At 30.8% G+C, this 13,529-nt stretch carries 15 protein-coding genes; 13 read left to right on the plus strand and 2 right to left on the minus strand.

Translation table 11 applies throughout. The annotated features are described in order from the left end of the window. Window positions 1-3: 3 nt before the first annotated feature. The gene (locus tag Q0829_RS01270) at window positions 4-906 is read right to left on the minus strand and encodes a geranylgeranylglycerol-phosphate geranylgeranyltransferase (RefSeq protein ID WP_298538992.1); all 903 of its coding nucleotides are present in this window, start codon (window positions 904-906) and stop codon (window positions 4-6) included. A gap of 399 nt (window positions 907-1,305) precedes the next feature. Between Q0829_RS01270 and Q0829_RS01275 the strand changes: the two genes are divergently transcribed. The 6 genes from Q0829_RS01275 to Q0829_RS01300 all read left to right on the plus strand — a co-directional run bounded on the left by Q0829_RS01275 (window position 1,306) and on the right by Q0829_RS01300 (window position 5,934). Beyond that, window positions 1,306-1,584, plus strand: a complete 279-nt coding sequence (locus Q0829_RS01275; RefSeq protein ID WP_298538995.1) for a hypothetical protein — start codon at window positions 1,306-1,308, stop codon at window positions 1,582-1,584. Beyond that, the gene (locus Q0829_RS01280) at window positions 1,584-2,981 is read left to right on the plus strand and encodes a HAMP domain-containing sensor histidine kinase (protein ID WP_298538997.1); all 1,398 of its coding nucleotides are present in this window, start codon (window positions 1,584-1,586) and stop codon (window positions 2,979-2,981) included. Before Q0829_RS01275 ends, Q0829_RS01280 begins: the two co-directional genes overlap by 1 nt. Window positions 2,982-2,983: 2 nt before the next feature. Further along, window positions 2,984-3,664, plus strand: a complete 681-nt coding sequence (locus tag Q0829_RS01285; RefSeq protein ID WP_298538999.1) for a response regulator transcription factor — start codon at window positions 2,984-2,986, stop codon at window positions 3,662-3,664. A 52-nt stretch (window positions 3,665-3,716) separates the two neighbouring features. After that, complete coding sequence (locus tag Q0829_RS01290; RefSeq protein WP_298539002.1) at window positions 3,717-4,928, plus strand: serine hydrolase domain-containing protein; 1,212 nt, start codon at window positions 3,717-3,719, stop codon at window positions 4,926-4,928. Window positions 4,929-4,979: 51 nt separating this feature from the next. Then, a complete protein-coding gene (locus Q0829_RS01295; RefSeq protein WP_298539004.1) occupies window positions 4,980-5,429 on the plus strand; it encodes a hypothetical protein in 450 nt (149 codons plus the stop codon). Between the two features lie 91 nt (window positions 5,430-5,520). Continuing rightward, window positions 5,521-5,934, plus strand: a complete 414-nt coding sequence (locus Q0829_RS01300; protein WP_298539006.1) for a hypothetical protein — start codon at window positions 5,521-5,523, stop codon at window positions 5,932-5,934. A gap of 27 nt (window positions 5,935-5,961) precedes the next feature. On the opposite strand, the gene rlmH is transcribed toward Q0829_RS01300, so the two are convergent. Next, complete coding sequence (gene rlmH, locus Q0829_RS01305) at window positions 5,962-6,435, minus strand: 23S rRNA (pseudouridine(1915)-N(3))-methyltransferase RlmH (protein WP_298539007.1); 474 nt, start codon at window positions 6,433-6,435, stop codon at window positions 5,962-5,964. An 84-nt stretch (window positions 6,436-6,519) separates the two neighbouring features. Between rlmH and nadC the strand changes: the two genes are divergently transcribed. The 7 genes from nadC (at window position 6,520) to priA (ending at window position 13,526) form a co-directional block, all read left to right on the plus strand. Continuing rightward, entirely contained in the window at window positions 6,520-7,377 is an 858-nt protein-coding gene (gene nadC / locus Q0829_RS01310) for a carboxylating nicotinate-nucleotide diphosphorylase (RefSeq protein ID WP_298539010.1), read from the plus strand. 3 nt (window positions 7,378-7,380) lie between these two features. Further along, window positions 7,381-8,298, plus strand: a complete 918-nt coding sequence (locus Q0829_RS01315) for a YihY/virulence factor BrkB family protein (protein ID WP_298539012.1) — start codon at window positions 7,381-7,383, stop codon at window positions 8,296-8,298. A gap of 36 nt (window positions 8,299-8,334) precedes the next feature. Then, complete coding sequence (locus tag Q0829_RS01320; protein WP_298539015.1) at window positions 8,335-8,892, plus strand: chalcone isomerase family protein; 558 nt, start codon at window positions 8,335-8,337, stop codon at window positions 8,890-8,892. A gap of 146 nt (window positions 8,893-9,038) precedes the next feature. Then, on the plus strand, window positions 9,039-9,602 hold the full coding sequence (locus tag Q0829_RS01325; protein WP_298539018.1) for a chalcone isomerase family protein: 564 nt from the start codon (window positions 9,039-9,041) through the stop codon (window positions 9,600-9,602). 106 nt (window positions 9,603-9,708) lie between these two features. After that, complete coding sequence (locus Q0829_RS01330) at window positions 9,709-10,137, plus strand: DUF2147 domain-containing protein (protein WP_298539020.1); 429 nt, start codon at window positions 9,709-9,711, stop codon at window positions 10,135-10,137. 104 nt (window positions 10,138-10,241) lie between these two features. Next, entirely contained in the window at window positions 10,242-10,808 is a 567-nt protein-coding gene (locus Q0829_RS01335; RefSeq protein WP_298539021.1) for a chalcone isomerase family protein, read from the plus strand. Between the two features lie 264 nt (window positions 10,809-11,072). Further along, complete coding sequence (priA, locus tag Q0829_RS01340) at window positions 11,073-13,526, plus strand: primosomal protein N' (RefSeq protein ID WP_298539023.1); 2,454 nt, start codon at window positions 11,073-11,075, stop codon at window positions 13,524-13,526. Window positions 13,527-13,529: the final 3 nt, after the last annotated feature.

Genomic DNA, 13,529 nt, shown 5'->3' on the forward strand with positions numbered 1-13,529 from the left:
GTGTTACAATAAAATAAATTGATAAAGCAGTATAGATAGGGATGCGATAAATAATACAAGTTTTAAAATGAAGCTCAACGTTTTAAAGTCTTTATTAGTTTCCGCACTCCAGCTTTTAAACATAAAATATAATAAAGGTGCTACCAAGAGTCCCAAAACTAAAACAACGGCAGTAGAATTACTAAATAAATATGTATAGACATAATAGATAATTAATCCAATCGGAATTATTGTTAATCCACCAATCAGTTTTACTGTGCGATCCTTTCCTAATGCAATGGGAATTGTTTGTATGCCAGCATTATGATCTTTGTCTATTGAGAAACAATCTTTTACAATTTCTCTAATAGTAACGATCGTAAATGCAAAAATGGAATAGTCAACTATAATTAGAAAGATAACTTTCTGCGAATCCCTGTTTTGATCAGTAATAGCGGGAAGTAAATCAAAAATGGCAACAGAAATTAAAGCCAAAGCCATAAGAACACCTATAACCACGTTTTTTAGAACTAAAATTTCTTTTAAATAGGTAGCGTAGATATAAAATATACCAGAAACCACTATGAATAAAGCAGCTAACTTAGGATTTCCTATAATGTTGGATAGATAAAAACCAATCGCAACACCAATAACATTAAAAATTATAAAAAGACGATTAGCGATCTTTTCAGAGATTATTGCATTTGTGTTTTGCTTATTAATAACATATTCTCTGTTTTCAATATATAGCATACAGTTTGCCGCTGCAACCAAAGAAATGGTAGCGATAATCAAAAGTGAAATTCCGAATCCATTTAAGGTTATTGCAATATCAAAAGGTTCAAAAAGACCATATTTAATGCATAATTGTGCTATGGCTATAAGAATAAGATTATCGAATTTAATTAGCTTTAAATATGCTTGCATGAAAAGATGTGTTTTGTTAACCTGTAGTAAATTTTAAAATTAATAAGATAAAAAGCATCGATTCGAGTGGTTTTTCGGAATAAAATGCAGAAAAATTGTATCGAGAATAGCTTTTTTAACCCGAAATCATATTCTCGATACACTTCTTCCTATGGTCGAAGTACTCGAATTGACGAATTTCTAATTTATAGAAATCAATAGACAACGGATATTATTAGTCAGCAAATGTAATAATTTATCCTTTTGGATGCAGTATTAACTTAACCTCTTAAACCCTTTGTTTTATAAGGTGATAAAGATTTGTTAACGTTAACGGTGGGTTAACGGAGCTGAATTCTTCGGTTTGTTTAAGAGTATGCTATAATTTTGATCTCATCAACAATCAAAAAGCGAATAGTAATGCTAAGAATCATCATCATTTTATTTGTAGTGTCTAGTTCCTTTGGACAAACAAAGTATCGGAAAGATCTTGATGTTCAGAAAACCAATTTGGATGAAAGAAGGATTTATCAACCTTCTGTAAATACAATTCAAAATGATGATGATTTTATTTTACTTGTAAAAAAGTTATTTCATATGAATGGAACAACTAGAGAAGATTTTAGTCCAAAACATTATATCTTAGATACCCAGGATCAATTGCAAAAAGCAATTGCAATTATTAAAGAATCTTTATAATGAAGCAGAAAGTAAATACACTTATTATTACATCGATTATAGCTTTATTAGCGCTATGTGCTATACAGGCATATTTGATACATAATACATATCAATTAAAGAAAGATGTGTTTATCAAGGAAACAAAAAGAGCTATAAGCAATATTGATAACACAAAAGAGATGGATTCGTTAGCAGAGCTCTGGTATACTTATTTGAGTGAAAGTTTAGTGGATTACAAGAAAAAAAAGATTCAAAAGAAAGAAGCACTTAATAAATTTAGACCTAAAACAGATTCTTTAAACGACCTATTCATAACATATTATAAAAAAGAAATTGCAAGCCGTAATTTAGAATATGATATACAGTACAAAAAAGATATTAAGAGTATTGTGATTTTTGAAGGCGAAAAAATGGATACTATTTTTTCTGCTGTTGATGGAGAGAATATATATGCTTTTGGAGAAAAATTTCCTAAAGAAGATGAAGTGCTAATGAGTAAAGCTCGCTGGTTTACAGATCTTGATTATGAAAGCGAAGTTAATGACGGATCAATCAATGTGTCTTTGGATATAGAAGTTAGAACTGAAGATTATATTAACATAATAGGATGGAAACGAATAGTATTTAAGCAGATGGCTATGCTATTTATTTTCTCAGTACTATTATTTCTTTTCGTAGTTAGTTTGTTTTTCTATTCTATCAGAAACTTGATTCGCCAGAAAAAACTAGCAGATATAAAAACTGACTTCATAAATAATATTACCCACGAACTTAAAACTCCAATGGCGACTTTAGGAATTGCCTCTAAGAGTCTGAGGAAAAAAGAAATACAGAATTCTTCTGATGCATTTACAAGTACATTAGATATCCTTGATCGTCAGAACAATAGATTACAGAAACTTGTTGATCAGGTAGTTACTAATAGTTTAGGATCTGAAGAAATAGTACTTAAAAAAGAAGAAATATTAGATGACACATATTTTCAGAATGTTTTGAATGATTTTGAACTTTCTGTTCAGAACAAAGAAGTCAGTATTGCCTCAAAGATTGAATTTAGAGAAGTGCATTTAAGGATAGATAAATTTATGTTTACCACAGCTTTATTAAATGTTTTGGATAATGCTGTAAAATATGGAAATGAAAAAGTAGAAATCGTTTTTAGAACTTACCTAAAAGATGATCATTATGAGATATCTATCCATGATAATGGAATCGGAATTTCTGAAAAAGAACAGCGTAAGATTTTTGAGAAGTTCTATCGTGTCAGTAAAGGAGATGTTCATGATGTAAAAGGGTTAGGATTAGGATTATTTTATACCAGCCAGATAGTTAAGGCACATCAAGGAGTAATTTCTTTAGAAAGTAAGCCCGATTTAGGAACTACATTTACCATAACATTACCAATAACCGAATAAGTATGAAACATATATTATTAGCAGAGGACGATTTTGATTTTGGAAGTATTTTAAAACAATATTTAGAGCTTCATGGGTATAAAGTGATTTGGGCTCAAGATGGAAAAGAAGCTTTGCAAATATTCTCCGAAGAACAATTTGATATCTGTGTTTTTGATGTAATGATGCCCAAGATGGATGGATTTACATTGGCAGAAAAAGTAATAGAATTAAATCCGGAAATTCCTTTTGTTTTTCTTACTGCAAAAAAAATGAAAGAAGATAAAATTCGAGGTTTAAAACTTGGGGCAGATGATTATATCGTAAAACCTTTTGAAGCAGATATTTTGGTGCTAAGGCTTCAGAATATTCTGAAACGATCACAAAAGGTTCAAGCCATCCGCGAAGAAGTCATTTCTATAGGAGATTATAAGTTTGATGCAACTAATCATTGTCTAAAATTAAATGAAGAGCGACAAAAGCTTACAGAAAAGGAAACCATCTTAATTCAATACCTATATGATCATAAAAACACAATGATAAAAAGAGAACACTTATTAAAAGATGTTTGGGGTAATGATGATTTCTTCTCAGGAAGAAGTATGGATGTGTTTATTAGTAGATTAAGAAAGTATTTTAAAGAAGATAATAATATAACAATAGAAAGTGTAAGAGGAGTAGGTCTCACATTTAATTTAAAATAAAGAAATTTCATCAATCATCAATCATCAATCATCAATCAAAAAACGAAAAATTATGAGAACAATTAGTAGTATTCTGTGCTTGGTCATGTCATTTTATGCGAATGCGCAAACATCAGTTAATCAGTTAAATAAAGAGATAGATTCTATATATAAAACAAGTAAAATAGTTGGTTTTGGAGTTTCTATAATGACACCTGATACAATACTTTATCAAAATGGATTTGGTTACGCTGATATAGAAACTAATAAAAGATATACTGTAAATACATTACAAAATATTGGCTCTGTTTCTAAAACTTTTATAGGGATAGCTTTAATGAAAGCTATTGAAGAAGGAAGGCTTACAATAGATACTCCTATTAATGATGTTTTACCTTTTAAAATAAATCATCCTAAATATTCAGAAGTTCCAATTACTGTAAAACATTTGGCGACCCATACATCTTCAATTTTAGATACTGATGCATACGAAAAGAGTTATGTTTTTGAAAAGGGTGTAGAATTAAAAGAAGAAAACTATACCAAAGAAGAATATAGAGAACTTAAACTAATGAAGTCTAATAAACAATATAGTTTGGAAAGCTTTCTGAAAAATCATTTAACTCCAAAAGGAGAATGGTACAAGAAAAGTAATTTTTTAAAGGATCAACCAGGTGATAGGTATAGATATTCTAATGTAGGATCTGCTTTATTAGCATATATTATCGAAATAGTAACAAATACTTCATTTCCAGAGTATACACAACAACATATTTTGGATCCATTACAAATGAATAGTTCAGGTTGGTCATACGAATCTAGAAGTGCAGAACAATATGCTTCAATATATACTGAAGCTGGGAATGAAATCCCAAAGTATCAATTGAGCACATATCCTGATGGAGGATTTAAAAGTAGTATAAAAGATTTATCTATATATCTGCAAGGTCTTATGAAAGGATATTATGGAGAAGATGGTATACTTAAAACTGAATCTTTTCAGGAAATGATGTCACCAAAGTTAACCAAAGAACACTATAATACTAAAAAAGAATTAAGAGATAATTATGGATTCTTTTGGGAAGTTTCTCCTACCGGAAAAATGGGGCATAATGGATCTGATCCCGGAATACTAACGTTGATGTACTTTAATAAAAAGGAAAAAATAGGAGCTATATTTTTTATGAATACTTCTTTGGAAAAAAATAAAGACATTATACGTTCTGTCCAAAACATATGGAATGCAATAAAAGAATACAAAAAACAATATGCCAATACGATTTAGGCTATATCAATCAATAACCTTTCTGCCCATGGCGGATCAAAATCAAATATCATGAGAACATTAATTTTAATTACAGTCAGTCTTGTTTTAGGAATATGTACAACCATAGCTCAAACAACAGAAACTAGCTCGTCAAAATCTTCATCACAGTTTTCGATTACATACGACTCGGATGCTCCCAATAAAAAATATTATAGATCTTTTACTGTTTTAGACATGGATAATGACTATAGGATAAAAGTTAGATTTATGAAATACTTAAAATCTGACGTAAAATCCTACTTGATAGATCAGTTTGGGAAAGAAAATATGATCGTAAAGGATGATATATACCTTTGGAATAAAGAAGTAGATGAAGAAGAAATGTATGAAGTGAGATTGAAAGGGAATAAATTAAGGATTAACCTAAATAAAGATCTTGCCTCAGACAAACTCATCAAAAGATTTATAGAAATAGGCAAAGAACTAAAATCAATCACTTCAAACTCAGAAAAAAGTTAAAAATCATTAATAGTAAACATCAATCAATAATCTGTCCACCTATCGTGGATCATTAACCCGTCCGCCTCAGGAGGATCAAAAAACGAATATTATGAAAACAATCATTTTTATGTTATGTATGGCATTTGCTATACCAATGGTCAAAGCACAAACAAGTTCTAATAATAAAGTTACCGTTAATTATTCTAGCGATGATGACAGTAACGGTTACAAAATAAATATTTCTGTTTCCAATACAGATGATATTTATACCCTAAAGGCTAGCTTTCCTTCTGATAAAACAGATAAGGTTAAAAAGTTTTTAAATGATCATTTAGAAACAAAAATGTCTAAAAGTTATGGATCGTACAGCTGGAATTACAATAATAGAGGAGAAGAAGGATATAAAGTTAAATTACGAAAAGGAAAACTATCTGTTTTTTTGGACAAAGAAGTTGTATCTATTGACTTGGTAGAAGATTTAATATATGCTTTTAGTGATTTAAGAGAATTAATCAAGGATTAATACGTATAATAACTGTTTAAATGGGTTCTATCGATGATGATAGGGCTCATTTTTTAGAATGGTAAAACCTCTATACAATTGCTCAATAAAAAATAACCGGATCATTTGATGGGAGAATGTCATTTTTGATAAAGAGAGCTTACCGTTAGCCCGATTGTATACATCAGGGCTAAATCCATAAGGACCACCAATAACAAATATCAATTGTTTAATACCGCTATTCATATGCTTTTGCAATAGTTCTGAAAACCCAACAGAATCATATTGTTTACCATTTTCATCCAGTAGTATCAAAACATCAGAAATGTTGGTTTTAGCTAAAATTAATTTCCCTTCTTTGTCCTTTTGCTGTGCCTCGCTTAGGTTTTTAGAATTCTTTATATCGGATATGATTTCAAACGTAAATTTGATATAAAACCCTAACCTTTTGATATACTCAGCAATAAGATTCTCTAGTTGTTTATGATCCGTTTTACCTACGGCGATTAATTTAATTGTCATTGATATAGTTTCTTTATTGACTTCTTACTTCCAACTTCGTACTTCCAACTTCTTTTCCTACTTTAGCAAAAATAACCATTCAATATGATTACAAAAGCTCAATTTGATAACGAAATTGAATTAATAATTAAAAATGCTATTAGAGAAGATGTAGGTGATGGAGATCATAGTTCGTTAGCCTGTATTCCTAAAGTAGCAACCGGAAAAGCTAAATTATTAGTTAAAGATGAAGGAATATTAGCAGGTGTCGAATTTGCTAAAAATGTATTTAACTATGTAGACCCAAAAATGGAGGTTGAAGTAAAGATTGAAGACGGATCAAAGGTGAAACATGGTGATATTGCTTTTTATGTATCAGGAAGCTCTCAATCCATTCTAAAAGCAGAAAGATTGGTGCTTAATGCAATGCAAAGAATGAGTGCTATTGCTACGAAGACAAATCAATTCGTACAGTTATTAGAAGGAACAGGAACGAAGATATTAGATACAAGGAAAACGACTCCGGGAATTAGAGCTTTAGAGAAATGGGCAGTAAAAATTGGTGGGGGAGAGAATCATAGATTTGCATTATACGATATGATTATGCTTAAAGATAATCATATTGATTTTGCGGGAGGTATTACCAATGCAATAGAAAAGACAAAGAAATATCTAGAGGATACCAATAGAGATCTTAAGATTATTGTAGAAGCTCGTGATCTCCATGAAATTAAAGAAATATTGAAAACTCCTGGAGTGTACAGAATTCTAATAGATAATTTTAATTATGAAGATACCAGAAAAGCAGTAGAACTTATTGGGAATACCTGTCTTACGGAATCCAGCGGAGGAATAAATGAAAAAACAGTTCGCAAATATGCAGAATGTGGTGTAAATTATATAAGTAGTGGCGCTTTAACACATTCTGTTTATAATCTCGATTTGAGCTTGAAAGCAGTATAGTATATGTCAAAAGCAGTTGAAGATAAGCTTAATAAGATTCCGATTATAAATATTTTGGTTAAAATCGGAAAGAAAATTATTCTTCCAGGTTTTGAGGGGCTTTCTCTTTATGATTTAGTAGAAATTTATACAATAGGGATTGTTAAAGGAACATTCTCTGCAAGAGCCAGTGCAATTTCATGGAGTTTTTTTTTATCCCTGTTTCCTTTTCTTCTATTTTTATTAAACTTAATTCCCATAATACATATTGATGGGTTTCAGGAGAATTTCTTCGAATTTATAACCTCTGCGTTGCCAAATCAGTCTAAGTTGTTTTTTGAAGAGATATATAATGATATTTCTGCGAACCCTAGAACAGGTTTATTATCTACGGTTTTTGTGCTTTCACTTTTTTTAATGACCAACGGCATTAATGCGGTATTTTCAGGTTTTGAATACTCGTATCATGTTACACTCAATCGTAATTTTGTAAAACAATATATAGTAGCTTTAGGTGTCTCACTAATTGTGGCATCGTTATTGCTAATCACAGTAATAGTAACACTATACTTTAGTTATTTATTGGAAAACCTAAAGGAAATAGGAGTTATGGATAATACCGTTTTTTGGTTACAATTTGGAAAATATGGTTTATTCGTTTTAATGATTTTTCTGGTAATAGCAACGTTATTTTACTTTGGTACCACAGAAGGAAAAATGAATAGGTTTTTTTCGCCTGGAGCGTTTATGACTACCATACTTATTATGATAACAACATATTTGTTTGGAGTATATATAGACAATTTTTCTAACTATAATAAATTGTATGGATCGATTGGAGCTATGCTAATTTTAATGGTATATATATGGTTAAATGCAAATTTACTTTTGTTAGGTTTCGAATTAAATGCGTCACTTATAAAATTGAAGAAGAATTTTTAATATTTTAGCATTATACAAACAATTAATTTAATAAAAATGAAAAAATTAAGCTTATTATTTATTCTTTTAGTAACTCTAGGAACTACTCAGGCACAAGACAAAGATGCTATACTGCCCGACACAGTAACTTTTAATGGAGAAAACTTGATGAAAAATGGAGAAGGAGTAAGAGAAAAGTTCTTTTTCGACATTTATAATGGAGGATTATATCTCAAGAAAAAAAGTGCTAGTGCAGGTTCTATTGCTGCTGCAGACGAAACAATGGCGATAAAATTACATATAGTATCAGGTATGATGTCTAGAAGTAAAATGGAATCAGCATTAAGAGATGGATTTAAAAAGTCTACTAAAGGAAATACAAGCTCTTTAGATAAAAGAATTAACACGTTCGTTGGGTTCATAAAAGATGAAATCGAAAAAGGACAAATCTATGACATTGTTTATGAACAAGGTAAAGGAAGTGTGATTTATAAGGATGGAGTAGAAAAAGGATATGTAGAAGGATTAGACTTTAAAAAAGCATTATTTAACATATGGATTGGAGATAATCCTGCAGATAAAGATTTGAAAAATAAAATGCTAGGCGCTTTTTAGGATTAAAAGTATTATTTTAGCGGTGAAATACACAAATTTAACATTTTTTTTCAATTTTTGCTGTGCGCGCATAATAAATTTAACTATTTTTGCAATAGAAAGGAAAAATTTAAATATTAATACACCCCAATAAAACTTTAACAAAGATGAAAAAAATTACTTTACTAGTTGTAGCTCTTATTTCTTTAACAACTGCTACAGCACAAATCAGAGTCGGTAAAGCTGTATTGCCTTACGAAGAAAACTTCGGAGATACAGATCTTAAGTTAAACGGAGCGGGGATGCGTGAAATGCTTTGGATCGATTTATATGCAGGGGGACTTTATCTGCAAAAAAAGAGTAAAGACCCAAGAGCGATTCTCGATGCAAACGAAACAATGTCTATAAAACTAAATATAGTCTCTGGTTTTGTAACACAAAAGAAAATGATTAAGGCAGTTCGTGATGGTTTTAACAAAGCAACTTTTGGTAACACCAAACCGCTAGATGAAAGAATAAACAAGTTTATTAAGTTTTTTAATGAACCTATAGTTAAGAATGACATTTTTGATATTGTATATATAAAAGATAAAGGAGTACAAGCTTTTAAGAATGGAAAAGAGCTTGGAGTTATAGAAGGAAGAGACTTTAAATATGCTTTATTCAAAATATGGTTAGGTGATGAACCAGCCAGTGAAGGAATCAAGAACGGGATGTTAGGACTTCAATAGTTCCCTGTTCTATATTATTATTAAAAAGCTATCTGAAATACAGATAGCTTTTTTGTTATATTCATATTTTCTATATTGAACCCAAAAATTTAAAACTATTAATTTAATGAACGTATCTAAAATTCTTATTGTAGCATTAATATTCATAACAAGTTTTGCAAGTGCTCAGAGTGAAATTATTGGTAAATGGAAAACGATTGATGATAATACAGGAGAGGCTAAATCAATTGTAGTTATTTATAAGAAAGGAAGCAAAATATATGGTAAAATCGACAGAATCTTAAAAGAGTCTGACCGAGATAAGCTATGTAAAGAATGCGAAGGTGAGGACTATAATAAACCTATAGAAGGAATGATTATTCTAAAAGGTTTACAGAAAGATGGAAATGAGTATGAAGATGGAACAATCATGGATCCTGAAAATGGAAAAGTCTATAAATGTAAAATTTGGGTAGATGAAGATGATCCTAATGTGTTGAATGTTAGGGGGTATATTGCATTTTTGTTTCGAACTCAGCAATGGATCAAAGCATAGTGATTTTATGTAAAATTTTCTTTTAAAGAAAATTTTAACATTTCTGATTGTTAGTTTTTTAAAAAATACAGAACTAAGCTCTTGTAATAATTAAAAACTAAATCATGAAAAAAATAATTACCCTATCTATCTTATTAGTTGTAACAGCTATGACAACAGCTCAAATTAGAGTTGGAGATGCAGTAGTACCATATAAAGTAACTTTTGAAGGAGAAGAGTTAACCCTAAATGGAGCAGGTGTTCGAAAAGTGTTAGGAGTTGAAACATATTCTGGAGGATTATATACTGTAAATAAGTATACAGACGATAGAAAAGTTTTAGATGCAGACGAAAGTATGTCTATCCGATTAGTTATTAATTCTAAGAAAGTGACTAATAAAAGAATGAAAAAGGTATTTAGAAAAGGTTTTGATGATGCTATGTTTGGAAATACGCAAAGCCTTGATAAAAGAATTGATGAGTTTTTAGAATTGTTCGGAAGTAGCACTCAGATTAATGATTTTTTTGATCTGGTATATATAAAAGGAAAAGGGATAAGAACCTTTAAAAATGGAGAAGAAGTTGGATATATAGAAGGGCGAGATTTTAAATATGCATTATTTAAGATTTGGTTAGGTGATGAGCCAGCTTGTAAGTTAATTAAAGGAGGAATGTTAGGACAGAACGGATAAATAAGTTTACCCCAAAATAAACAAAAGCCTGATCAATTGATCAGGCTTTTGTTGTATGTAATAGGGTTAAAGATGTATTTTTGTTATACCAATTATATTGTAAAATGAGTTTCTAGAAACGAAGTTGCTTTCTTTTTATATGTCGCCGTGATAGTTTTTGATAGTAGCGCTATCAAAAATGAGAATAAGAAGTTATAAAAATGAAATGAACGAGTCTGACCAGCTCATTTCGCAATATAATTGGTATTAGAATCAAAAGTGTCGATGACGTATTTTATAGATGTAATCCTTCCTATTCCTCTAGATAAAGAGTTTACGTATAGTATTAACGAGAATGAGGCTCATTTCTTAAAACCAGGAATGCGAGTTGCCGTACAATTTGGTAAAAGTAAAGTATACGCAGCATTGGTTACGAAAATACATCAGATAGCTCCCCAAGTATACGAAGCTAAAGAGATAGAACACATTTTAGACGAAACGCCTATAGTTACGATGCATCAATTAGAACTTTGGTCATGGATCTCTCAATATTATATGTGTTCAAAGGGAGAGGTAATGCGAGCGGCTTTACCCAGTGCATTTTTATTAGAGAGCGAAACAATTATTCTAAGAAATGATAATGCTTCAGTTGACGAAAGCTTATTAAAAGATGATGAATTCTTACTATATGAAGCACTTCAGCATCAAAGTTTACTGCGTATACAAGAAGTAATGGATATCATTGGGAAGAAAAGCGTACTTCCCCTGATTAAAAGATTAATAGAAAAACAAGTAATTACGGTTCAAGAAGAAATTTATGAGCAGTATAAGCCCAAGCTGGTAAGATATGTCAAACTACAATCAGAATATACAAGCGAAGAAGGTCTGCAATTACTATTAGACTCCTTAACTCGTGCTCCTAAACAAAGAGATGTCTTGATGCATTTGTTTATGCTGCAGGCCAAAAGTGAGAATGCGATTAAGGTGAGTGAACTTGTAAAAGCAGCAAATAGTAATGCTGCGGTTATTAAGGTGTTAATAGATAAAAATATTTTAGAAGAATATCATTTACAAACAGACAGAATTCAATATGAACAAGGTACAGTAAGTGGTACTAAAGAATTAAATAAATACCAAGAACAAGCGCTAAAGGAGGTTAAAGAAAATCTTTTAGAAAAGGACGTTTGTTTACTTCATGGAGTAACTTCTTCAGGAAAGACAGAAGTGTATGTAAAATTGATCGAAGAAGAATTAGAAAAAGGAAAACAAGTCTTGTATTTATTACCAGAGATTGCGTTAACCACGCAATTAATAACAAGGTTGCGAGAATATTTTGGAGAGAAATTAACAGTATATCATTCTAAATACTCCGTAAATGAAAGGGTAGAAGCTTGGAATAATGTCAAAGATGCTAAGTCCAAAGCCCAAATTGTTATTGGAGCAAGATCTTCAATTTTTCTCCCTTTTACGAATCTTGGATTAATTATTATAGATGAAGAACACGAAAGTTCTTTTAAACAATATGATCCAGCACCCAGATACCATGCTAGAGATACGGCTGTGGTATTATCCAATATGTTCAAGTCTAAAGTAATGTTAGGATCTGCTACACCAGCATTAGAATCATATTATAACGCGAAGCAGGGAAAATATGGAATGGTAGAATTATCTAGACGATATGGAGATGTGTTAATGCCAGATATAAATTTGGTAGATCTGAAGACTAAATACAAAAAAAAGGAAATGACAGGGCATTTTAGTGATACCTTGTTAACAGCTATTCAAGAGGCATTAAAAGAGCAAGAACAAGTTATTTTATTCCAGAATAGAAGAGGATATTCTCCAGTAGTAGAATGCAATACTTGTGGACATTCACCTCAGTGTCCTAATTGTGATGTCAGTCTTACCTATCATAATTATCGTAATCAGTTGCGATGCCATTATTGTGGATATCATATAGCGATGTTACAGAAATGTATGGCATGTGATAGTCACGAGTTATCTACCAAAGGTTTTGGGACAGAGCAAATAGAAAATGAGCTCAAAGAGTTATTTCCTGATCATAATATTGGTAGAATGGATCAAGATACTACCAGAGGGAAACATGGTTATGAAAAAATAATAAATAAATTTGAAGAAGGAGAAATAGATATTCTGGTTGGGACCCAGATGTTAACAAAAGGGTTAGATTTTAGAAACGTAACGTTGGTCGGAATTATGAATGCTGATAATCTCCTTAATTTCCCAGATTTTAGAGCGCATGAAAGAAGTTTCCAATTAATGCAACAAGTAGCAGGTAGAGCAGGGAGAACACGTAAAAGGGGAAAAGTATTAATCCAAACTTATAATCCATTTCATCAAATTCTTCAGCAGGTGTCGGTTAATGATTATACCGGAATGTATAAAGATCAGATAGAAGATCGTTACCAATACAAGTATCCCCCTTTTCATCGAATTATTAAGATCACAGGTCGCCATAAGGACTATAATAAAGTCAATGAAGCAACAATGTGGTTGGCAAAATCATTAGCAATAACTTTTAAAGAAAATGTTCTTGGACCTGAATTTCCTCCTATTTCTAGGATAAGAAATCAATACAATAAGAATATCTTGATAAAAATACCTCAAGGACAATCATTAAAGAAAACAAAAGAAGTGATCAAAAAAGTACAAAACTCTTTTAGAAGTATTAAAGAGTTTTCTGGAGTAAGAATTATAATTAATGTAGATAATTATTAATTC

Source organism: uncultured Aquimarina sp., from assembly GCF_947492405.1.
In the GTDB taxonomy this organism is placed as follows: Bacteria; Bacteroidota; Bacteroidia; order Flavobacteriales; family Flavobacteriaceae; genus Aquimarina.